20 protein-coding genes are annotated in these 22707 nt (G+C 67.0%); 14 read left to right on the top strand and 6 right to left on the bottom strand.

Translation table 11 applies throughout. The annotated features are described in order from the left end of the window. Window positions 1-242: 242 nt before the first annotated feature. The 4 genes from HXX10_RS12830 (at window position 243) to HXX10_RS12815 (ending at window position 3567) form a co-directional block, all read left to right on the top strand. Window positions 243-569: a hypothetical protein gene (locus HXX10_RS12830; protein ID WP_296522657.1), complete on the top strand. Its 327-nt coding sequence runs from the start codon at window positions 243-245 to the stop codon at window positions 567-569. 69 nt (window positions 570-638) lie between these two features. After that, window positions 639-1118 carry an MmcB family DNA repair protein gene (locus HXX10_RS12825; RefSeq protein WP_296522656.1) on the top strand — a complete coding sequence of 160 codons (480 nt, stop codon included), beginning with the start codon at window positions 639-641 and terminating at the stop codon, window positions 1116-1118. Between the two features lie 103 nt (window positions 1119-1221). After that, complete coding sequence (locus tag HXX10_RS12820) at window positions 1222-2472, top strand: DUF898 family protein (RefSeq protein WP_296522655.1); 1251 nt, start codon at window positions 1222-1224, stop codon at window positions 2470-2472. A gap of 3 nt (window positions 2473-2475) precedes the next feature. Next, a complete protein-coding gene (locus HXX10_RS12815) occupies window positions 2476-3567 on the top strand; it encodes a M48 family metallopeptidase (protein WP_296522654.1) in 1092 nt (363 codons plus the stop codon). Between the two features lie 141 nt (window positions 3568-3708). Here the strand turns inward: HXX10_RS12815 and HXX10_RS12810 are convergent, their stop codons facing one another. The 4 genes from HXX10_RS12810 to HXX10_RS12795 form a co-directional block, all read right to left on the bottom strand. Beyond that, window positions 3709-4281, bottom strand: a complete 573-nt coding sequence (locus tag HXX10_RS12810) for an ActR/PrrA/RegA family redox response regulator transcription factor (RefSeq protein ID WP_296522653.1) — start codon at window positions 4279-4281, stop codon at window positions 3709-3711. Window positions 4282-4416: 135 nt separating this feature from the next. Continuing rightward, window positions 4417-5793: an ActS/PrrB/RegB family redox-sensitive histidine kinase gene (locus HXX10_RS12805; RefSeq protein ID WP_296522651.1), complete on the bottom strand. Its 1377-nt coding sequence runs from the start codon at window positions 5791-5793 to the stop codon at window positions 4417-4419. Window positions 5794-5881: 88 nt separating this feature from the next. Next, window positions 5882-6157 carry a hypothetical protein gene (locus tag HXX10_RS12800; RefSeq protein WP_296522649.1) on the bottom strand — a complete coding sequence of 92 codons (276 nt, stop codon included), beginning with the start codon at window positions 6155-6157 and terminating at the stop codon, window positions 5882-5884. 32 nt (window positions 6158-6189) lie between these two features. Beyond that, entirely contained in the window at window positions 6190-6450 is a 261-nt protein-coding gene (locus HXX10_RS12795) for a BrnA antitoxin family protein (protein ID WP_296522727.1), read from the bottom strand. Window positions 6451-6775: 325 nt separating this feature from the next. Between HXX10_RS12795 and HXX10_RS12790 the strand changes: the two genes are divergently transcribed. From HXX10_RS12790 to HXX10_RS12770, 5 genes are all read left to right on the top strand, one after another. Further along, window positions 6776-7546 (top strand): ABC transporter ATP-binding protein, encoded by a 771-nt coding sequence (locus HXX10_RS12790; RefSeq protein WP_296522647.1) that lies wholly within the window; start codon window positions 6776-6778, stop codon window positions 7544-7546. Beyond that, window positions 7543-8355: an ABC transporter permease gene (locus HXX10_RS12785; RefSeq protein ID WP_296522646.1), complete on the top strand. Its 813-nt coding sequence runs from the start codon at window positions 7543-7545 to the stop codon at window positions 8353-8355. The genes HXX10_RS12790 and HXX10_RS12785 overlap by 4 nt, the downstream gene beginning before the upstream one ends. Before the next feature lie 279 nt (window positions 8356-8634). Continuing rightward, a complete protein-coding gene (locus HXX10_RS12780; RefSeq protein WP_296522645.1) occupies window positions 8635-9930 on the top strand; it encodes a polyhydroxyalkanoate depolymerase in 1296 nt (431 codons plus the stop codon). A gap of 314 nt (window positions 9931-10244) precedes the next feature. Continuing rightward, complete coding sequence (locus tag HXX10_RS12775) at window positions 10245-11039, top strand: M48 family metallopeptidase (RefSeq protein WP_296522644.1); 795 nt, start codon at window positions 10245-10247, stop codon at window positions 11037-11039. Between the two features lie 154 nt (window positions 11040-11193). Beyond that, window positions 11194-12393, top strand: a complete 1200-nt coding sequence (locus HXX10_RS12770) for a multidrug effflux MFS transporter (protein ID WP_296522643.1) — start codon at window positions 11194-11196, stop codon at window positions 12391-12393. 108 nt (window positions 12394-12501) lie between these two features. Here the strand turns inward: HXX10_RS12770 and HXX10_RS12765 are convergent, their stop codons facing one another. Then, entirely contained in the window at window positions 12502-14823 is a 2322-nt protein-coding gene (locus HXX10_RS12765; RefSeq protein ID WP_296522642.1) for a transglycosylase domain-containing protein, read from the bottom strand. 481 nt (window positions 14824-15304) lie between these two features. On the opposite strand from HXX10_RS12765, the gene HXX10_RS12760 reads away from it, so the two are divergent. The 4 genes from HXX10_RS12760 to HXX10_RS12750 all read left to right on the top strand — a co-directional run bounded on the left by HXX10_RS12760 (window position 15305) and on the right by HXX10_RS12750 (window position 20356). Continuing rightward, window positions 15305-16303, top strand: a complete 999-nt coding sequence (locus HXX10_RS12760) for an ABC-three component system protein (RefSeq protein ID WP_296522640.1) — start codon at window positions 15305-15307, stop codon at window positions 16301-16303. Window position 16304: 1 nt separating this feature from the next. Beyond that, window positions 16305-16802, top strand: a complete 498-nt coding sequence (locus HXX10_RS28970; RefSeq protein WP_367141973.1) for an ABC-three component system middle component 2 — start codon at window positions 16305-16307, stop codon at window positions 16800-16802. A 2-nt stretch (window positions 16803-16804) separates the two neighbouring features. Then, window positions 16805-18649 (top strand): AAA family ATPase, encoded by a 1845-nt coding sequence (locus HXX10_RS12755; protein ID WP_296522639.1) that lies wholly within the window; start codon window positions 16805-16807, stop codon window positions 18647-18649. A gap of 714 nt (window positions 18650-19363) precedes the next feature. Then, the gene (locus tag HXX10_RS12750) at window positions 19364-20356 is read left to right on the top strand and encodes a phytanoyl-CoA dioxygenase family protein (protein ID WP_296522638.1); all 993 of its coding nucleotides are present in this window, start codon (window positions 19364-19366) and stop codon (window positions 20354-20356) included. A 150-nt stretch (window positions 20357-20506) separates the two neighbouring features. Here the strand turns inward: HXX10_RS12750 and HXX10_RS12745 are convergent, their stop codons facing one another. Beyond that, window positions 20507-20824, bottom strand: a complete 318-nt coding sequence (locus HXX10_RS12745) for a putative quinol monooxygenase (protein WP_296522637.1) — start codon at window positions 20822-20824, stop codon at window positions 20507-20509. 336 nt (window positions 20825-21160) lie between these two features. Between HXX10_RS12745 and HXX10_RS12740 the strand changes: the two genes are divergently transcribed. Beyond that, window positions 21161-22693: a hypothetical protein gene (locus HXX10_RS12740; RefSeq protein ID WP_296522636.1), complete on the top strand. Its 1533-nt coding sequence runs from the start codon at window positions 21161-21163 to the stop codon at window positions 22691-22693. The last annotated feature ends 14 nt before the right edge of the window (window positions 22694-22707 follow it).

Genomic DNA, 22707 nt, shown 5'->3' with positions numbered 1-22707 from the left:
CCATCGGTCCTCCGTGGCCGTCGTCGTTGTTATATAGACCACCTCCCGGGGGCGACGTCGAAACACGCGGGCGCATCCGCGCGGTCTCGCCAGGCGTGGCCGGCGCGGTCGGATACTGCGCCGCGGCATCACGAACCGCACGGCGGCGCGCCCGCGTGACCTTCATCACAGAAGCGGCCTGGACACGCCCTTAAAGGTTCGCCGGCGGGATGTCCTCGTCCCGTCCTGGAGTGCCCAAGCCGATGTCCCGCTCGTCCGACCGCAGCGCACCACCCGCCCCATCGACCGCAACCGCCGCTGCGCCGGCCGTGTCGCAGATCGCGCCGCGCGCCATCGCGTCGCCGGCCGCGCCGCCTCGGCACTTCACCCTGATCTACAAGCCGTCGGCCGGAGTCACCCTGCAGCGCGAGATCGCCGGCACCCTGGTGGATGCGCTGTCGATCGCCTGCGGCATGCTGCGCGACGGCAGCGCCAAGCACCTCAACCTGATCGAGACCGGCCGCATCGACGGCGTGGTGCCGCACAGCCAGATCGTGCGCTGGTGCACCGGACGGCCGGAGGCCCCGTGACCCGGCCCTCCCGCGCACCCCGCATACAGCCGGGTTCCCGGCCTCGCGGCGGCGTGGCATGGTCGCGCCATGTCGTTCGCCCCGCTCCCGATTCTCCCGCCCGACGGCCGCCAGTCGGCGATCGCGCTCGCCGTCGCCCGCGGCACCCAGCGCCTGCTGCTCTCGCTCGGCTTCGCCTGCGTGTGCGAGCTGCCGCTCGCCTCCGGGCGGCGGGCCGATCTGGTGGCGCTCGGCGGCGAGGGCACGGTGTGGATCGTCGAGATCAAATCCTCGATCGACGATCTTCGCGCCGACCGAAAATGGCCGGACTACCGGCTGCACTGCGACCGGCTGTTCTTCGCCACCGCGCCGCACGTGCCGGCCGAGATTTTCCCCGAGGATGCCGGCCTGATCGTCGCCGACAGCTTTGGCGCCGCGCTGCTGCGCGACGCGCCGGAGCACCGGCTGCATGGCGCCACCCGCAAGAGCATGACGCTCGCCTTCGCGCGCGCCGCGGCACTTCGCCTGCAGGCGGCCGCGGATCCGCAAGGCCGCTTCTTCGAGGGATGACGTCACCGCCCGGGTCGGATCGATCGCAGCGACCGCCGTCCGTTCATGGCGACGGCGCTGTGCGGTATCATCTTATGGACAGATCGTGAGACGGAGCGAGACGATGGATACCGTCACGTTGGTGCGCGACCCCGAGACGACCGCAACGGCCCCGGCGACCCCAGCGGCCGAGGCCGTGCCGCTCACCTTCACGGGCGTGCGCGGCGACTTCTTCAGCCTGGTGCTGGCCGGCGGCCTGCTGCAGCTCGTGACCGTCGGCTTCTATCGCTTCTGGCTGGTCACCGACATCCGTCGCCATCTGTGGCGCAACACCCGGCTGGGTCCGGACACCTTGGAGTACACCGGCACGGCGCGCGAGCTCCTGGTCGGCTTCCTCACCGCGCTCGCCGTGCTGGCGCCCCTCTACGTCCTCTATTTCCTGGCCGGCATCGCCGCCGAGGAGGCCGAGGCGTTCGCCAGCGTCCCGCTGCTGCTGGTGCTCTATGTGTTCGGCCACTACGCGGCGTTCCGGGCGCGGCGCTACCGCCTGAGCCGCACGGCGTTGCGCGGCCTGCGCTTCTGGATGACCGGATCGGGCTTCGCCTATGCGGGCCGCGCCGCGATCTGGGATCTCGCCACCGTGCTGACGCTCGGCCTCGCCTATCCGTGGCGGGCTGCCGCGCTGGAACGCTACCGGATGCGTCGCACCCATTTCGGCGATCTCGCCGGCGACTTCGTCGGCACCGGCGGCCGGCTGTTTCTGCGCGGCATCTGGATGTGGCTCGTCGTCATGGTCGCGATCGGAGCCTCCGGCGCGGCGCTGGTCGGCCTGCAGAGCGAGCGGGTGCTGGGCGAGCTCTCCACCGAGGCGGTGGCCGGGCTGTCCGCCCTCGCCGTCATGCTGGCCCTTCTCCTTCTCGTGCCGCTCTGGCCGCTGTTCCGCGCCACCGAGCTGCGTTGGCGGCTCGAGGGCGTGCGGTTCGGGCCGGTCTCGCTGCACTCGACCCTGCGGCGGCGGACCGTGCTCGGCTGCTACGCCGCGGCGCTCGGCATCTCCAGCCTGATCGGCTCGGCCGGCGGCGTCCTCTTCGGCACCGCCGCCGTGGTGATGAAGGACCAGTTCGAGGGGCTCGGCACCGGCACGGCGCCGGGCCAGCTCGCCGCCATCACCGTGACGGCGGTGATCTATCTCCTCGTCCTCGTCGGCTTCGGCATCATCAAGCGCGTCTTCGTCGACCGCGGCGTGTGGGCTGCCGTCGTCCAGTCGACCACCGTGGTCGGCGCCTCGGCGCTCGACCACGTCAAGGCGGCGGGCGCCGCCGCCGGCAGCCTGGGCGAAGGCCTCGCCGACGCGCTCGACGTCGGGGCGGTCTGACCCGTGCCGGAACTCCCCCCGTCCGGCGGACCGGCGGTCTTCTGGGACGGCGCCACGGCACGACGACGCGTGGTGATGCTGCGGTTCGGCGCCGGCGCACTGGAGATCGTCGAGGACGGAGTCCGGGTGGGCACCTGGCCCTACGCGGACCTCAGGCACCGCGACGGCGGCGCCGCGACCCGGATCGGCTGCGTGTCGGCGCCCGAGCTGGCGCGGCTGGAGATCGCCGACCCGGCGCTCGCCGCCGCGATCACGCGGCTGGCCCCGGACATCGACGCCGCCGACCCGCGCCGCTCGCGCCTGCGCCTGAAGATCGTGCTCGGCTCGCTCGCCGTCGCGGTGTCGCTCGTCGCCACCTCCTGGATCCTGCTGCCGCATCTCGCCGACCGGCTGGTGCCGCTGATCCCGGACTCGTTCGAGCAGCGGCTCGGTGCCGCCAGCGACAACCAGGTCAAGAGCCTGTTCGGCGCCGAGGTCTGCGGCCGGGCGGATGGTGTGGCCGCGCTCGATGCCCTCTCGGCGCGGCTCGCCGGGGTCGCCGGGCTGCCCGGCCCGGTCCGCATCGCCGTGCTGCGCTCACCCGTCAAGAACGCCATCACGCTGCCGGGCGGCCGCATCTATCTGTTCGACGGGCTGTTGCAGATCGCCCGCGATCCCGACGAGGTCGCCGGCGTGCTGGCGCACGAGATCGGCCATGTGCGGGCCCGCGACGGCTTGCGCGCCATGATCCAGACGGGCGGCAGCTCCTATCTGCTCGGCCTCTTGTTCGGCGACGTCACCGGCGGGTCCGCCGTCATCTTCGCCACGCGCCTTTTGGTCGACGGCTCCCACTCGCGCGAGGCCGAGCGCGCCGCCGACCTCGACTCGGCCCGCATCATGGCGGCGCTCGGCCGGCCGGCGGCGCCGATGGCGGCTTTCCTGCTGCGGGTGACCGGCGAGGGAACCGGCAAGCAGATCAGCCTGCTGCTGAGCCATCCGCTCAGCGAAGAGCGGCTGGCGGCGCTGCGCGCGCTCGACGGCGACCGGCCCGTCGCCGGCCCGGCGCTGCTCGACGACGCCCAATGGGCGGCGCTGCGGGGGATCTGCCGGCGCTGACACGCAATCCGGATGATGGGTTGGTCGTCATTCCGGGCCGGCGCAACGCGCCGGACTCGGAATCCAGCCTTTCGCTCCGAGGGCTGGGCTGGATTCGGGGTTCGCGCTTTCAGCGCGCGCCGGAATGACCTCTCGGGAGAGTCACTTCGGCGCGCGCTTCGCAAGAATCCGCTGCAGGGTGCGGCGGTGCATGTTGAGACGGCGGGCCGTCTCGGAGACGTTGCGGCCGCACAATTCGTAGACCCGCTGGATGTGCTCCCAGCGCACCCGGTCGGCCGACATCGGGTTTTCGGGGGGCTCCGGCTTCTTGCCGTCGCCGGCCAGGAGCGCGGCGGCGACCTCGTCGGCGTCGGCCGGCTTCGACATGTAGTCGAAGGCACCGAGCTTCACGGCCGTCACGGCGGTGGCGATGTTGCCGTAGCCGGTGAGCACGATGCCGCGCGCGTCGGGCCGGCGCTTCTTCAGCGCCGAGATGACGTCGAGCCCGTTGCCGTCGCCGAGCCGCATGTCGACCACCGCGAAAGCGGGCGGCTGGCGCTCGACGTGCTGCAGGCCGTCGGCGACCGTCTCGGCGGTCGTCACGGTGAAGCCCCGCGATTCCATGGCGCGGGCGAGGCGCTGCAGGAACGACTTGTCGTCCTCGACGATGAGCAGCGAACGCTCGGGCGCGGTCCCGGAGGTCGCGGTCTCGGACGAAGTGACGGCATCCACCATCGCGAAAAACCTTTGCTGGCGGTCGGCTGACGGCGCCGGACCGAGACAGGAAGCTGCCCGGTCCGCGGCCGAAATGCGCCGGACCAGATGTCGCACCTTGCGGCGCCCTTCAGGTAATGACGCGGAGGCGCCGCCTCAAGGGCGCGGCGCCTCCGCCTCGGCTTCGAGCGGATCGTCCGCCGCGGAGCCGCTCCACAGGGGCGCCGGCGGACGCTCGAACTCGGAGCGGTCCCAGTGCACCCGGATGATGGCGCCGCGCTGCGGGAACTGGCGGTTCTGCAGGGTCAGCTTGCCGCCGGAGCGCTCCAGCAGGGTCTTGGCGATGAAGAAGCCGAGCCCGAGGCCGGGCGAATCCTCGCCCTTGCGGCGGCCGCGCCGGCTGGTGACATAGGGCTTGCCGAGCCGGTCCATGATCTCGGGCGGGAAGCCCGGCCCGTCGTCGCTGATCATGATCCACACCGACTCGGCATTCCAGGAGACCGCCACCTCGACCCGCTCGCGGGCGAAGTCGGCGGCGTTCTCGACCAGATTGCCGAGGCCGTAGAGGATCGCCGGGTTGCGCGAGCCGATCGGCTCCGGCCCGCCCTCGGACGGCATCACCACCTCGATGGCCGCCTCGCCGCCGCGGTGCGGCGCCACCACGTCCTCGACCAGGGCCGAGATCGGCATCCGGACGAACATCTCGCCCGGCTCCGGGAACTCGGACAGCTTGCCGAGGATCTCGCGGCAGCGCTGGGCCTGCTGGCGCAGCAGCCGGATGTCCTCCAGCATGGGAGACTTCGGATCGAGCTCGCGCTCCAGCTCCTTGGCGACCAGGAGAATGGTGGCGAGCGGCGTGCCGAGCTCGTGCGCGGCGGCGGCGGCCAGCCCGTCGAGCTGCGAGAGGTGCTGCTCGCGGGCCAGCACCAGCTCGGTCGCGGCCAGCGCCTGGGTCAGCTTTCGCGATTCTTCGGTGATCTGGCCCGCATAGACGCTGATGTAGCCGATCGCCAGGGCGATCGCGAGCCACACCCCGAACACGTAGATCCACGGCAGCTCGAACGTCCCCTCGCCCGGCCAGGGCAGCGGGAAAAAGACGAACATCAACAGCGTCGCCGTCGAGATCGCCAGCATGCCGAGCAGCAGCGTCAGCCGCGCCGACAGGATGCTGGCCGAGATCAGCACCGGGCCGATGAACAGGAGCGCGAAGGGGTTCTGCAGGCCACCGGTGAGGAACAGCAGCACACCGAGCTCGGCGATGTCGATGCCGAGCAGCAGCGCGACGCCGTCCGGCTGCAGCCGCGCGTCGCCTCGGAAGCGCCACAGCAGGAAGACGTTGAGCGAGCCGTAGAGGGTGACGACGACGAAGGCGACCCAGAACAGCGCTTCGTCGACCAGGCTGTCGTGGACGATCAGCACGGCGGCAAGCTGGCCGAACACCGCGATCCAGCGCAGCCGCACCAAAGTGTCGAGGCGCACCCGACGGGAAGGCTCGTCGTCGTCGGGATCGAACGCGGTCGTCGGCATGGTCATGCTGGCATTGTACAGGATCGCGGCACCACGGACAGCCGTGGCGCGCCGACGTGACGCGCCCGCCAGCGCAGTCCGGCGGCCAAGCCGCTCAGCTCCGCCGGCCCTGGTCCTGCTGGGTCTTCAGCCAGTCCGACAGGCTGCCGCTCGCCTTGGCGGACTTGCCGCGGGCCGGCGCCTTGCCGCCGCGCGCCTTGGCGGGCCCGCCGGCGCCCGAGGCGGCAGGGGCCACCGTTTCGGCGCCGTCGCGGGCGAGCCGCAAAGCGCGCAGCCGCTCGGTCTTCTCGCGCAGGGCCTGGGCCTCGCGCTCGTAGCTCGGCATCCCTGCCTTGTTGCCGTCCTGGCGGTCCTTGGGTCGATCGCTCATGGTTGCTGCTCCGGACTGGCGGTTGGTGGTGGCTACTTGTCGAGCGCCTTGCGAAGCGCTTCGTTGATTCGGTCCTGCCATCCCGGACCGGTCTCGCGGAATCGTTCCAGCACGTCCTGGTCGATCCGCAGGGTGACCTGCTCGCGGACGCCCGGGATGACCGGCGTCTTCGGCAGCGGCGGCGGCGCCGGCACCGTCTTGGCAGTCACCGCCTTGAAGGCCTGCTCGGCCGCCTGGCGCGCATCCTGGCCGCGCCGCGGCTCGTACGGGCGGCGTATCCTGTCGCCGGTCATCGGCTCCCCCTTGTCGTGCTCCGGTGTGATCGGTCGGTGATAGAGTCGGCCGCGTGGCGCCTCGATTTGGCGCTCGGCCGCGGCCACCGGCCACTCTCGCACATCGGAGGCGTCCCCTGTAGCATGGTCGCGGCGGAATGTGGGCAACTCCGCTCCTCGGCCAGCGATTTTACCGGCGGGGTCCGGCAGAAGCCGGCGGAACTTCTCCGCCTGCGGCCATCGGCGCCGGCGCCGGATTCGGACGGCGCGTGGGGCCGCGCCGCGCGGCCGCCCTGCCGGCAGCGCCCTTGCACCGGGCGAGCATCCCCCTACATTCGCGGGACCCATGACAGGCACCCCCGTGACCGACGCTCCCGCCATCGCCGCCGACCGGCTCGTGAAGATCTACAAGAGCGGCGCCGCGGTGGCCGGTGTCACCTTTTCGCTGCCGCAAGGCTCGGTCACCGGCCTGCTCGGCGGCAACGGCGCCGGCAAGACCACCACCATCGCCATGATCATGGGCCTGGTGATGCCGACCTCCGGCACCATCCGGGTGCTGGGCGCCGAGATGCCGCGCCAGCGCTACCGGGTGCTGCACCGGATGAACTTCGAGAGCCCCTATGTGGAGATGCCGCTGCGGCTGACCGTGCGGCAGAACCTCACGGTGTTCAGCCGGCTCTACGGCGTCGAGGACATTGCCGGGCGGATCGCCCGGCTGGCCGAGGAGCTCGACCTCGTCGCCCTGCTCGACCGGCCGACCGGCAAGCTCTCGTCCGGCCAGAAGACCCGGGTGGCGCTCGCCAAGGCGCTGCTCAACCGCCCCGAGGTGCTGCTGCTCGACGAGCCCACCGCCTCGCTCGACCCCGACACGGCGGACTGGATCCGCGCCCGGCTGGAGCGCTACCGCGCGACCCGCGGCGCCACCATCCTGCTCGCCTCGCACAACATGGGCGAGGTCGAGCGGCTGTGCGACCGGGTCATCATCATGAAACGCGGCGTCATCGAGAACGACGGCACTCCGGCCGCCCTGCTCGCCCATTATGGCCGCAGCACCCTCGAGGAGGTCTTTCTCGACGTCGCCCGCGGGCGCTCAGAGGCGCGCGAGGCCGCCCAATGAGCGGCAGCGAGTGGGACCTGTCGGCGCGGCGGATCGGCGCCATGGTGGAGCGCTACTGGTACCTGCTGCGCTCGTCCTGGCCGCGGCTGCTCGACCTCGTCTACTGGCCCGCCGTGCAGATGCTGATGTGGGGCTTCCTGCAGACCTATGTGGCGCAGACCGACGGGTTTTTCGCCCGCGCCGGCGGCACCTTCCTGGGCGCCGTGCTGCTGTGGGACATCCTGTTCCGCGGCCAGCTCGGCTTCTCGGTGTCGTTCCTCGAGGAGATGTGGTCGCGCAACCTCGCCAACCTGATGATGAGCCCGTTGCGGCCGGTGGAGTTCGTCATCGCCCTGATGATCATGAGCCTGGTTCGGCTGGCGATCGGCCTGGTGCCGGTGTCGCTGCTGGCGATCGCCTTCTTCGGCTTCAACCTGTGGGGGCTCGGCCTCGCGCTCGCGGCCTTCTTCGCCAATCTGATCCTGACGAGCTGGGCGGTCGGCATCTTCGTGTCCGGGGTCCTGCTGCGCAACGGGCTCGGCGCCGAGAACCTCGCCTGGACCATCATGTTCCTGCTGCTGCCGCTGGCCTGCGTCTACTATCCGGTGGCGGTCCTGCCGGCGCCCCTGCAGGCGGTCGCCTGGGCACTGCCGCCGACCTACGTGTTCGAAGGCATGCGGGCCCTGATGATCGACCACGTGTTCCGGGCCGACCTGATGCTGTGGGCGCTCGGCCTCAATATCGTGGTGTTCGCGGTCGCGACGGTCGCCTTCCTGGCGCTGTTGAAAAGCGCCCGCCGCCAAGGGTCGCTGCTGCAGACCGGGGAATGACGGCCGCGGGGGACCGTGAACGCGATGCCGCCCGGACAGGATGGGCGCCCACCGAGACACCCCGGGTCGCGGCGGGCGGCGGCGGCCGCGCCAATAGGCGCCCGCCTCATCTCACGCCTTGATATGCCATAAGTCGAAAGGCCCAATTTTTTATCTTTTCGACGGCGGGAAGCCGAAATTGACGTTGCGCAATGCAACAATGCACGGCAGCATTGATCAAACATAAAAACATACGTCAGAGGCGAGCCCGCCACCACGGCGAGCCGAAGGGAGCGCACAATGACCATCCGGGATGCCGACAACGCCCCGCCACCGTCGCCCTTGGAGGGTGGCTTTGGCCTGTCCTCGCCGCTCTACTGGTTCTACGAGATGACGCATGTGGCGCTGAACCCGTCGCGAGCGATGGCTCACGCCGCCCATGCGTTCTTCAAGAGCCCGAGCAATCCGGCCTCCAACACATCGCTGGGAAAGTCGATCTCCGCGGCCTGCGAGCTGTTCGAGCGGGCCACTCGCCGCTACAGCCAGCCCGAATGGGACATCGAGCATACCGTGGTGGATGGCAAGTTCGCCCCGGTCTCGATCGAGACCGTGTGGGAGCGCCCGTTCTGCCGGATGCTGCATTTCGACCGGCAGGTCGGGATCATGCACAAGCCCGACCCGCGGGTCCTGCTGATCGCGCCGCTCTCCGGCCACTACGCGACGCTGCTGCGCGGCACCGTCGAGGCGCTGCTGCCCGAGCACGACGTCTACATCACCGACTGGATCGACGCCCGCATGGTGCCGATGAGCGACGGCCGCTTCGATCTCGACGACTATATCGACTACATCATCGGCATGCTGCGGCTCCTCGGCAGCGACACCCATGTGATGGCGGTGTGCCAGCCGGGCGTGCCCGCCCTGTGCGCCATCTCGGTCATGGAGGCGAACGAGGAAACGCATGTGCCGGAGTCGCTGACCCTCATGGGCAGCCCGATCGACACGCGCATCAGTCCCACCCAGGTCAACCAGGTGGCGGAGAAGCGCGGGATCGACTGGTTCCGCCGCAACGTCATCACCAAGGTGCCGTTCCCCAATCCCGGCTTCATGCGCGACGTCTATCCGGGCTTCCTGCAGCTCAACGGCTTCATGTCGATGAACCTCGACCGCCACATGGAGGCGCACAGCAAGCTGTTCCAGCACCTCGTCGAAGGCGACGGCGATTCCGCGACGGCCCACCGCGATTTCTACGACGAGTACCTCGCCGTCATGGACCTGACGGCCGAGTTCTACCTGCAGACCATCGATGCGGTGTTCATCCGCCACGCGCTGCCGGACGGCAAGTTCATCCATCGCGGCATCAAGGTCGACCCGAGCAAGATCAAGCGGGTCGCGCTGATGACCATCGAGGGCGAGCAGGACGACATCACCGGGCTCGGCCAGACCCAGGCCGCCCAGACGCTGTGCGTGAACATCCCGGAGCACAAGAAGGTCCACTACGTTCAGCCGGGCGTCGGCCATTATGGCGTGTTCAACGGCTCGCGTTTCCGCAACGAGATCCTGCCGCGGATCACCGCCTTCATCCGGGCCAACGATTGACCGGGCGGGCGCCGCGCCGGAGGGCGCGGCGCAGCCCGCCTAGACACGAACCGGCCGGCGATGCAACGCGTTTGGACCGCGTTCGAAGCAGCCGCGCAACTCCCTGACATTCAATCAGAATTTTGAGCGCTTCCGGGTTCCGGCCGGCCCGGAAAGAGCGAACTTATATTCATTTTTTCGCACCCCAGATTTGGGTCCGGATTGCCGGCGACGCACCAGATTTGGCCCCTCCGAGAGGTCCTTTCCGAGGGGGCTTCAAGACAGCGGGAATGTGGCACACTCCGGCCCGGAACGGGGGCCGGAAGCGGACCGTCATGACTCTTCGCGCCATGCTGTATCGTCGGCCGAGCGAGCCGCACGCCATCGAGGTGGTGGTCGATCGCTCCATCTATCTGATCCGGCTGCGGCGGCATCGGCAGGCGCGGCGCTACACCCTGCGTATTCAGGCCGCGACCCGCGACGTGGTGCTCACCATGCCGCCGCGCGGCACCGTGAAGGAGGCGCGCGACTTCGCCGAGAAGCACGGCGGCTGGATCGCCACGCGCATGTGCCGGCTGCCGAAGCCGGCGCCCTTCGCGCCCGGTACCATTCTGCCGCTGCGCGGCACGCCGCACCGCATCGTCCACCGGCGCGCCGTTCGCGGCACCGTGTGGACCGAGACGGACGAGGCCGGCGAGAAGCTCTTGTGCGTCGCCGGCGAGGCGCCGCATCTTGAGCGCCGCGTCACCGACTTCCTGCGCCGCGAGGTCAAGCGCGACGTCGAGGTGGCGGCGCGCGCCTATGCGGAGCAGCTCGGCGTGACGGTCAAGCGCATCGCCATCCGCGACCAGATCAGCCGCTGGGGCTCGTGCTCGACCACGGGCGTGCTGTCCTTCTCGTGGCGGCTGGTGCTGGCGCCGCGCTACGTGCTCGACTATCTGGCCGCCCACGAGGTCGCGCATCTGGTCGAGATGAACCACTCGGCGCGCTTCTGGCGCCTGCTGCTCAAGATCTGCCCCGACATGCCCCGCGCCAAGGTGTGGCTCGACGTGCACGGCGCCGACCTGCACCGCTACGGCGCCCGCAAGGACGAGCCCTCGTCGACCCGCCGGCGGCCGCCCGAGCACTGACAGCCTCCTGAATCCACGTCCGAATCTCGCCTTGCCCGGAGCGCCTCGACAGCGCGCCGTCGCGCGGGCTACATCCTGGCGGCACGGTGACGCCGGTTCTGCCGTGGCGCCGCGATCCCGCACCACCTCGAGAAACACGGACCCGCGGCCCCCGATGCTTCGTCCCGACACCTTCGCCCTGACGGCCCTGCTGGCGCTGCTGACGGCGCTGGGGCCGCTGGCGATGGACCTTTATCTGCCGTCGTTTCCCGACATCGGGCGGACGCTGGTGGCGGCGCCGTCGTCGGTGCAGCTCACCATCTCGTTCTACATGCTGGGCTTTGCGGTCGGGCAACTGTTCTTCGGCCCGGTCTCGGATCGCTTCGGCCGCAAGCCCGTGCTGTCCTTCGCGCTCGTCGTTTTCTGCGTCGGCACCCTTGCGTGTGCCCTGGCGCCGAGCATCGCGACCCTGATCGCGGCTCGCGCCCTGCAGGGCGCCGGCGCCAGCGGCGTGATCGTGCTGGCCCGCGCCGTGGTCCGCGACCTCTATGACGGGCCGCGCGCCGCCCGCGAGTTGTCGCTGATGGCCGCCATCATGGGCATCGCGCCGATTCTCGCGCCCACGGTCGGCGGCGTGCTGGAGGAATGGCTCGGCTGGCGGGCCGGGTTCATCTTGATCCTGGCAGCCGGGGTCGGTGCCATGGCGGTGGTGGGCAAGCTGCTTCCCGAGACGGTGCCGCCCCATCCGCCCGGCCGCAATATTTTCAGCGACTCGCTCGCCTCGTTCGCCGTCATCGCGAGACACCGCGGGTTCGTGGCCTATCTGGGCATTGTCACGGCGAGCTTTTCCGGCCTGTTCGCCTACATTTCCGGCTCGCCCTTCGTCATGCAGGGCGTCTACGGCCTGTCGCCTGTCGGCTTCGGCCTGTTCTATGGGGTGACCAGTCTCGGCTTCATCGGCGGCACGCTGTCGGCCGCCCATCTGGTGATGCGGATCGGCTTCGGCCGCACCATCGGGATCGGCGCCACCCTGCTCCTGGTCGGCGGCATCGCCACCCTGGCGGCCGTCGGGTTCGCTCCCAGCTCATTGATTGCGCTGGCCGTCGCGCTCGTCATCTTCCTCACCGGCTTCGGCCTGGCGATGCCGCAGGCGATGGCCGGAACGCTGCAGCCGTTCCCGGAGCGGGCCGGCGCGGCGTCGTCGCTGGTGGGTGCGGTGCAGCAAACCACCGGCGCGGTGGTCGGGGCGCTGGTGGGGCTGGCGATCGGCACCAGCGCCTGGCCGATGGTGATCGCCATCGCGGCGACCGGGGTGATCAGCTTCGCCATCTGGGCGACGACCAGGGCCGCGCGGGCCACCGCGCACCACCGGTAAATCACTCTGAATCAAAGATTTTTGCGAAGGATGGATCGCCGGGTCGAGCCCGGCGATGACGGCGCGGGGCGTGGGCGAGCCCGGCCATGACGACCCAAAACGGCGTTCTCACCGCCCGAGCAGGCGATCCATGAACCAGCCGTCGAGCCCGTTGGAGGCGGCCGGGCGCACCGGGGCGCCGCCGACGGCGCCGGTGGACGCGCCGCGCGGTGGCGGCATCGCGGCGGCGACCGGCCCGTTGCCACTGCCGTAGCCGCTCGCCTGGCCACCCCCGTTGCCGCCGCTGGTCGGTGCCGTGGCCGTTCCGCCGCCGGGCGACAGGCCGGACATTGGTCCCGGGACTGGTCCCGGGGTCGGCGCCGGCAGGCTCGGCATCGCCCCCGAGATCCCGACCAGATCGGCGACCGGAACCCCCTGCAGAGCGCTGCGCATGAACCGGCTCCACGCCTCGACCGGCATGGCGCCGCCGGTGAGCTTCCTGGTCGGCGAGGAGTCGTCGTTGCCGAACCACACGCCGGTGACCAGATACCCGGTGTAGCCGACGAACCAGGCGTCGCGGAAATCCTGGCTGGTGCCGGTCTTGCCGGCGACCGGCCAGCCCGGCAGACCGGCGCCCTTCGCCGTGCCGGACCGGATGGTCTCGCGCATCATCTGGTTCATCATCGCCACATAGGCCGGCTCGACCACCCGGCCGAGCACGGACGATGGCCGCCCATAAAGCACCTTGCCCTTGGCGTTGCGCACCTTCTCGACCACGTGCGGCACCGTGGCGAGGCCCCCGTTGGCGAACGGCGTGTAGGCGTTGACGAGCTCCAGCACCGAGGTCTCCGAGGTGCCGAGCGCGATCGACGCATTGGGCTCCAGCTTCGACGAGATGCCGAGCCGGTAGGCCGTCTTCATCACGGCGGGCGGGCCGAACTCCAAGGTGAGCCGCACCGACACGGTGTTGAGCGAATGCGCCAGCGCCGTGGTCAGCGTCACCGGCCCCAAATACTCGTGCTTGTAGTTCTCCGGCTTCCAGCCCTTGATGACGATCGGCTTGTCCTCGCGGATCGTGTCGGGCCGCAGGCCCCGCTCGATCGCGGTGAGATAGACGAACGGCTTGAACGCCGAGCCCGGCTGGCGCTTGGCCGCGACGGCGCGGTTGAACTGGCTCTCCTGATAGTTCCGGCCGCCGACCAGCGCCCGCACGGCGCCCTCCGGCGTCATCGCCACCATGGCGCCCTGGCCGACGCCGAACTTTTCGCCGCGCTGCGCCAGCGTGTCGATCAGGGCGCGCTCGGCGATGATCTGCAGCGCCGGGTCGATGGTGGTCTCGACCACAAGGTCGTCCTCCACCCGGCCGACGATGTCGTTGACGACGTCCATCACCCAATCGGCCGCATAGCCGGCCGAGCCGCCGCCCGGCTTCACCACCCGGGGCGGATCGGCCAGCGCCGCCTTGATGGTGGCGTCCGGCACCATGCCCTCGTCGGCCATGGCGGCCAGCACGAGCTGCGAGCGCCGCTCGGCGCCGTCGTAGTTGCGGGTGGGCGCCAGCTTCGAGGGCGACTTGACCAGGCCGGCCAGCAGCGCCGCCTCGCCGACCGAAACCTCGCGGGCGGACTTGCCGAAATAGCGCTGCGCCGCGCCGTCGACCCCGTAGGCGCCGGAGCCGAAATAGACCCGGTTGAGATAGAGTTCGAGGATCTCGCGTTTGGAGTAGTTCTGCTCCAGCCACAGCGCCAGCATCACCTCCTCCAGCTTGCGCATCATGGTGCGCTCCGGCCGCAGGAACAGATTCTTGGCGAGCTGCTGCGTGATCGACGAGCCGCCCTGGGCGATGCCGCGCTTGGTCACGTTCGCCCATACGGCGCGGGTGAGCCCGAGCACGTCGATGCCGAAATGCGAATAGAAGCGCCGGTCCTCGATGGCGATGAAGGCGTTGGGCAGATGCGCCGGCATTTCCGACAGCGGGATCGCCGAGCCGCCCATGTCGCCGCGGCTGGCCAGGAGCGTGCCGTCCATCCCGACGACCTGCACGTTGGGCGGCCGCTTGGGCACCGCCAGCTCGTGGATCGGCGGCAGATGCATGGCCACATAGACGAACAGCCCGCCCGCCGCGATGACGACCCACAGCCCGGCGACCGCCAGCCAGTAGACGCCCCGCCCGAGCAGCGAGCCTTTTGGGCCGCCGCCGCCCTTGCCGCCCTTCTTCTTCGACTTGCCCTTCTTGCCGCCGGGACTCGACCCGACACTGGTGCCGCCGGCACTGGCACTCGTGCCGGCGCCGCCGCCGGCCTTTCCCTTGGCCCGCGCCCGCGGCGGACCGTCGTCGTCATCGTCGCCGCGCTTGCCGGCGGGCCGCGGAATGCCGACCTGGGCGTCCTCGTCGACCACGAAGATGGGCGCCTTCGACGCCCGCGGCTCGCCTCTTTGCGGCGGTTTCACCTCCGGGACTCGTCCCTCGGAGACTCGTCCCTCCGACGCACGCCCGGCGCCCTTGCGGGCCGCGGCCGCAGCCGAAGCCTCGTCCGACTCGCGCGGTCTGCGTGCTGCCGCCATCCTGCTCCCCGCCCGGCGCGCCAGCGGCGCCCGGAGTCCTGCGCAGGCGCCCGACACGCGCCCGCCGCCGGCGGCCCCACGGCGCCGGCACGTCCCCGCGCCAGCGTAGGGGCGGCGGGCTTACGAGCGGGTTAAGGAGGGGGGCGAGACGCCGTGGGGTGGGTTGAGCGCAGAGAAACCTGCCGCGGAACTGTAGGCTGGACAAAACGAAGTGTCTTCACCGATTCAGATGGCGCTTCTACGCTGCCCGACTTCGCCTGTGGGCATCCAGGTTCGTCTGCCCTATCCGCGTCATAACTACTTCCATTCCGCCTGAACTAAGAATAGATTATGTTGAGGTGAAGCCCATCCGGAATGGAACACTGACGTGCTGCTTGCACCTATCGTGAAGCTTGTCCGGGCTTATGATTCTGTCGAGTGGGAAATATTCATCTCAGAATGGCAGAAGGGCCTGCAGGGGTACCACTCCGTCAAACGGCTTGGGGGCACCAGCGATCTGGGACGGGACGTGATTGGCCTGTGCAGTTCGCTGGGCTGTCAAGGCGATTGGGACAACTATCAATGTAAGCACTACGAAAGTCCGCTGGCGACCCCGCCTGCTTGCGAAGATGCCGGAAAGATTATTTTTCACGCATTTCGGGGTGAGTTCACGCCCCCTCGTCGTTGCATTTTTGTTGCGCCAAGAGGGCCGAACACTGCGTTACGTGATATGTTGTTGAATCCGGATAAATTCCGAGCCGAGGTGCTTGCAACGTGGAACACACGGGTGGCGCCAAATGTTATTGCTGGTGAAAAGCACGAACTAGCCGGCAACCTTGCCGCATATGCCTCTGCTTATGACTTCACGTCATTTAATTATGCAACGCTAGACGAGATTTTAGATGACCATCGCCGGACAGCATACTGGGCGTCTCGGTTTGGCGGACTGCTCCCGCCGCCCAAAGCGGGCATAACTCCCGCCACAGTTGCTCCGGAGGAGACCGTATATATAGGTAAGTTACTTGAGGTATATACTGAGACTACGGGAGCCGCCATTACTTGCGTTGATGACCTAGCGGTATACCGGGAATGGAGGAGCGATCTCCAAAAGCAGCGTGTGAGATTTTATGACGCCGAAGCATTCATGGCAACATACCGCGATCAGACGGAACCCGGAACTATAGAGGACTTTGCCGAACAGATCTTTGATTCAATAGAACCAACCATCACCGCACCCGGACCAGCGCATCAGCGTTTAACTACCGCGCTCTCTGTTGCCGGCCACACAACTCCTGCCAGTGTCCTCGCGGCTCAAGCTAAGGTTAGGGTTAAACAGGGAGTGTGCCATCAACTCGCCAACGCTGACCGAGTGACCTGGAAGGTTTGAGATGGATCAAAGTGAGGCAGCACGCCGCCGCCCGCGCATCTTCAACACGCCGTTCGAAACTGGCTTGCGCTCAGTCGTAATTTTGACTGGTTGCTTTCCAGAAAAACTCAGTTTGCACCGACTTGTTGTGTTTGATCATCTCATCGTTCACACGAGCGACATTGATGGACCGCTCAGCATACACCCGAAAGACCGTTCTCGGGCTGCGGAGATTTTAGTCAGGCGGGGACTCGTCCGCTCCGGACTTGCTTTGATGCAGACTAGGGGCTTAGTCACCACAAGCTTGACACCATCCGGATTTAGATTCCAAGCGGGGGAGGAAGCAGGGTCATTCGTAGATCTTCTCGCCACCCCATACGTTGAGGCATTAAAGGACCGTGCTGAATGGCTGGTTAGTCACGTGCTCCCGCTGACCGACGAAGGACTCGCTGATCTGGTGCGTACACGAATGCACGAATGGGCGCCCGAATTTCAGATCGGTGAAGGGCCGGGAGCCTGACCATGCAGCTACGATTTCTCCTCGTTACAGGCCCCAACAGCGCGCCCGCGACGATCGACTTTGTTGCGGGCTTAAACGTAATTTACGGCGGCTCAAACACCGGAAAATCTCATATCCTTCGTCTGATCGATTACTGCCTAGGGGCACGCAAGCCACCGGAGTCAATAACTGAGCAAGCAGAGTATGACTTAGTTCATTTGGGAATCGTGCTTGACGATGGGACAAAAAAGACTCTTGTTCGTGCGCTAAAGGGGGGTGATGTCAAGCTCCTTGACGGCCTCAGTCGTGAGAGACCGGCCCCCAAGCAGGGCATATCGATCTCCGCGAAGCACGGCGCCAAGGAATCGCTTTCCAAATTCCTCCTGGCGCAACTTAATGCTAGCGGCAAACGCATTCAAACGAGCGCATCAGGCGGCACTCGCGATTTGAGCTACCGCGACATCGAACGATTTGCCATCGTTAATGAGACGAAGATACAGGAAGCCACCTCTCCGGTGCTTACTGGTCAATATGTCACTAAGACCGCAGAAGTTTCTGTATTTAAATACCTTCTCACAGGCGTTGATGATTCAGCGCTTGACCTTGCAAAACCGGATCCAGGCCAACCGCTACGGCAGGCAGCACAGCTGGAATTGATCGATCGCCAGCTCCAGAAACTCGAACAAGATATTTCCGAATCGGATCAAGATTACGAGCAATTAGAGCAACTTGATGTTACCTTAGATGGTGAGCTAGCGAAATCCTTCAGCATTCAGGAGGCTGCAGAACGGGACTATCGGACCTTAACAGGGCAACGGAGAGAATTGCGCCGCGAATACGAGAGTGTTCAAGACCGGCTTGATGAGATCGACACGCTACAAGCGCGTTTTATACTGCTGGCGCAGCACTACGATTCGGATCGAGAGCGGCTGGCATCAGTGATTGAAGCCGGCACGTTGTTTGCTTTGGAAGACGGACAGGTTTGCCCTATTTGCGGCGCGGAAGCAGAGCATCATCGACCAGATTTCACATGCGATGGGAACGTCGAACAAATCGTAGAAGCAGCAAGGGCAGAAGCAGCAGAACTTCGAGGTCGCGCGCATGAATTAGCGCTAACAATGCAGGGCCTTTTTGAAGAAAGGGCCGAGCTCAGGCATCGAGCCGGCGAAATCTTACCAGAGCTTGACGCATTACAAGGCGACATTCTTCGGGAAGTTCCATCCGTTCAGAGTGTAAGAAGCCAGACAAACAATGTCGTTCAGCAAAAACTCGCTGTTCAGAAAGAACTCGATCTCATTCGCCGCCGCAATGAACTTGTCTCGCAGCGCGCAGAGCTAGGAGTTATTCCTGGTTATGATAGCAGCACAATGGTTGCGGCACAAACCTTGGATGGCGCCATTCTTGACGAGTTTTCTCAAGTCATCGAATCGGAGTTGCAGTCATGGGACTTTCCGAACGCACGGCGAGTCTTCTTTGACCTGCCAAAAATGGACATCTCGGTCGCTGGTAAGGCGCGAGCATCTAACGGAAAGGGCGTTATGGCCCTATTACATGGCGCATTCAGTATTGCACTGATGCGTTTTTGCCGCGACCGAGACAGAGCGCACCCTGGCTTTCTGGTGCTGGACTCAGTGTTTGTAACCTACAGAGATCCAGATGACCTCGAAGATATTGCAATCCAGAACACGCCCCTTAAAGACAAAGCATTCCGCGCCTTCTCAGACCTTCCGGATGACTATCAACTCATCGTACTAGATAACGTAGACGTGCCTGACTGGCTGGCGTCACAATCTAGGTGCACTCACTTCACCGGGCAGCCATCGGTAGGGAGAGCAGGATTTTTCCCGTCTGTGACAAATCAACAATAGCAAGCGTAGCCCGGATTGAGCGCAAGAGACTGGGCAAGAATCGGCGGTGCGAGCTGATGTAGGCTTCGGGAATTACGGTGACAGTGCACTCAATTCTGGAAGGGGTGACAGCGGCTCCGGTGCGTGGGGCTTCACCCCACCCCGCCGACCTGCGGTCGGCGACCCTCCCCCTCCAGGGGAGGGTGGCAGAACGCGTAGCCCGGAAGCGCGGAGCGACATCCGGGGACTTCGGGCGCAGCGGTCCCGGATGCCGCTTTCGCACCATCCGGGCTACGGCTGCCGCCTTCCGGACCGCGGCCGCTGCCGCCGACGACGCCTCGTTCGACACCCGCGGCTTGCCGCTGATGCCATGTCTCTCCCCGGCCGGCGCGATGTGACGGCACCGGCATGTCCGCAGACGGCCCGACACGCGCCCGCCGCCGGCACCCCACAGCGCCGGCACGTCCCCGCGAAGCGTAGGGGCGGTGGGCTCGAGTGCGGGTTAAGGAAGGGGAATCAGCGAGGTGCCGTAGGGTAGGTCGAGCGCACGGCGACACCCGCCGGGAAAACGTGTCGGCAGAATGGGAGGGTGCGCAAATCAACGGGCGACCGGCCAACTCGACCGTTTGAAAATGAGCTTTATCGGGTTGCGGATCCTAGTTCGCGCAACCCCCTTTACGATTTTGGGCTGCGGGGGTAGGTTCCGGCTCCAAATTTTTGGGGGGAAAATCAGCGATGAATCTCGAGGTCGACCGGGAAGTGGCAACGTCCACCCTTCATCTGCCGCCGGCGCTCCCGCTCGGTCCCATGACGGCGCAGTGGTCGGGTGACGACACGGTCTCGCCGGAATTGAAAGACCAGTGGATCAAGAACGGTTTCTTGGTTCTCGAGGGTGCCTACTCATCCGAGGAAATCGCGCGCTACAACGCGATTGTCGCGAAAGTCCGCCGAGAGGTCGACGACGGCAAGGACGACCACGGCTATGGCGACCGGATCGGGATGCTTCATCAGAAAGAGCCGGAGCTTCTGCGCCTGGCCGCGAACGCAGAAGTCCTTTCCTTTCTGCGCTGGGCATTCAATGACGACCCGGTTCTCTTCGGCTCGCTGAACTTCGAGCGCGGAACCACGCAGGATGCCCATATCGACGCCATCTTTTTCTGGCCCGAGCCCAGCTATTCCATGGCCGGTTGCTGGATTGCGTTGGAAGACATCCATCCGGATTCTGGCCCGCTTTTCTATGTTCCAGAAAGTCATACGTGGCCGTTTTACCGGAGCGACGATGTCGTCGCATCGCGTCCCGATTTGGCTGCGAAGCGAGCGGCAGCGCGCCAGGCCGACTACCCACCGGATCAAAGAGCGCAGCTCGTTAGCGAACTGGGACTCGCCTGGACGCAAGACTTCCGGGCGCTCGAAGGCATCTACGAAACGGAGCGACTGCCCATCACGTTAAAAGCAGGCGACGTCGTGTTCTGGCACTCGCTGCTGGCGCACGGCGGCTCGCCGCGGATCAATCCTGCACTGAGCCGCCGCAGCGTCGTGTTCCACTACATCGGCAAGAAGACCAAGCTGTTCACGTATGAGCAGTTTATGCTGTTCGACAGAGTCGAGATGCTCGACCAAGCCCCGCAGCCGATGAACCTCGCAGATTTCGAAGGCAAGGCTGAATATATGAAGTACCCCCACTTTGTGACTTACGCGAACGGCGAACAGAAAACACACCCGGTGTAGCAAGCGTAGCCCGGACGGAGCGAAACGACATCCGGAGCTCCGGGTGCATCGCTCCCGGATGTCGCTTCGGGGCTGGGCCGGCACCGCAGAATCCCGGGTCTCGTTTCACTCGACCCGGGCTACGGCCCCGCGCACGCGCTTCGTCTGCCGCTACCGCGCCTTGATGTTGAACGCGATCGGCGAAAAGTGCCGCGGCACGCGCTTGGCGATCATCGGGCCGCTCTTCTCCCAGTACGCCTTGAAATGCGCCGTCTCGCGATGGGCCGCCAGCGCGGCCGCGTCGTCGTAGACCTCGTAGAGCAGCACGTGGTGAGGATCGCTCTCCTCGAACAGCACGTCGAACTGCCGGCAGCCGGGCTCCTTGACGCTCGCTGCCGCGTTCGCCTGGACGGCGGCTTTGAAGGCCTCGTACTCGGCCGGCACGATGTCGAGCTCGACCGCGTTGATGTAGGGCGTGGAGGCAGGCATGGAAAATCCTCGGATCTCACGGCCGCGGCGGGGTTCGGCGGCGGCGCGGTTCACGCGGAGCAACGACCCCATCGTCCGCGCGGCGCGCAGTATGTCACCCGCAACGGCCCGGACAACCGCAGCCGGGTTGCGCTCCAGGCACAGCAGACCCGGCCCGATGGCGCGGCGGCGACATCGCGGGCCCGCGCACGGCGCCCAAATTAGCGGCAGGGACCCGGCCCACCCCCGTCCGGCGCGGGATTTCGAAAAATTCTCGGTAAATCTACGGACTCGATACGCGTTCGTTATCCGGGCACAGCTTTCCGCGCCCCCCTCACCTGTTTCATCGGGACGATCATGGTCGAAATCACGTTGGCGCATTGGATTTATCTGGCGGGCGTCCTGGCCGTCATCGCGACCATGGTGACCCGGCTGAACGTCGTCGTCCCGTCGATCCTGGCGACGTTCGCGGTCACGCTGGCGTGGAGCCACAACCCGGTGCGGGCGCTGGGCAGCATTTTCGACGCGAGCTTCATGGCCGCCAAGGAGCTGTTCAACATCTTCCTGGTGATCGCGCTCATCACGGCGCTCTTGAACGCGCTGCAGGTGCTGCGCTCCGACGTCCGCATGGTGCAGCCGTTCCGCACCGTGATGACCAACGGGCACACGTCGTTCTTCATCCTGTCGGCCATCACCTACGTCATCTCGCTGTTCTTCTGGCCGACCCCGGCCGTGCCGCTGGTCTCGGCCGTGCTGCTGCCGGCCGCCATCATGGCCGGCCTGCCGCCGCTCGCCGGCGCGCTCGGCATCGCCATCGCCGGCCAGGGCATGGCGCTGTCGTCCGACTACGTCATCGGCGTCGCGCCCGGGATCAGCGCCAAGGCCGCCGGGCTCGGGGTCAGCGCCGCCGTGGTCGCCGATCGCGCGCTCGTTCTCTCGCTGATCACCGGCGTCATCGCGCTCGGCCTCGCCTATCTGTCGATCCGCAAGCTGATCGTGCGGCCGGACCCGGCGCTGCTCGACCGCTGGCAGCGGACCGGCGACGTCAAGCTGGAGCCGCACGAGTTCATCGGCAGCTTCGACAAGTCGGAGATGGCGCTCGCCACCGCGCACGAGCCGGCGGACGTGACGGATGTCGGAATCGAGAAGGAGCTGCACGGCATGGATCGCCGGCGCGCCTTGTTCTCGCGGCTGTTCGCCATCCTGACGCCGCTCGGCTTCGCCGCCGTGATCGCCGCCATGGTGCTGCCGCGGCTCGGCTTCGGGCTGCCGGAGCTCAAGGGCGGCGACGCGGCCGCCCTGGTCGGCGGCATGGGCGCGTTCCTGATGATCTTCGCCACCTTCGCGGCGGAGGGGCCGAAGAAGGGCTTCGACGCCTGCGCCGACCACATCACCAACGGCTTCGTGTTCGCCTTCAAGGCGATGGGCTCGGTGCTGCCGATCGCCGGCTTCTTCTTCGCCGGCGCCGGCGGCGAGCTGGCGGCCGGCATCCTCGGCGTTCCGGTCGCGCAGGCCCCGTCCTTCCTGTTCGATCTCATCCAGGCGGCGCAGGCGTGGATTCCGCACAGCCGCTTCCTGGTCGGCTTCGGCGTCCTCCTCGTCGGGATGATCACCGGGATCGACGGATCGGGATTCGCCGGCCTGCCGCTGACCGGCTCGCTGTCCGGGGCGCTCGGTCCGACGGTCGGCTTCAATGTCGAGACGCTGGCGGCGGTCGGGCAGATGGGCGCGGTGTGGACCGGCGGCGGCACGCTGATCGCGTGGTCGTCGCTGATCGCGGTCGCCGGCTTCGCCCGGGTGCCGGTGCTGGAGATGGTGCGCCGGCTGTTGTTTCCGGTGCTGATCGGGCTCGCCGTGTCGACGACCTGCGCGGTGCTGTTCTGGAGCTGAGCCGGAGCTGAGCC

The organism is Rhodoplanes sp., assembly GCF_013377085.1.
Lineage (GTDB): Bacteria > Pseudomonadota > Alphaproteobacteria > Rhizobiales > Xanthobacteraceae > Rhodoplanes.
This window is presented reverse-complemented; position numbering and strand designations above follow the sequence as displayed.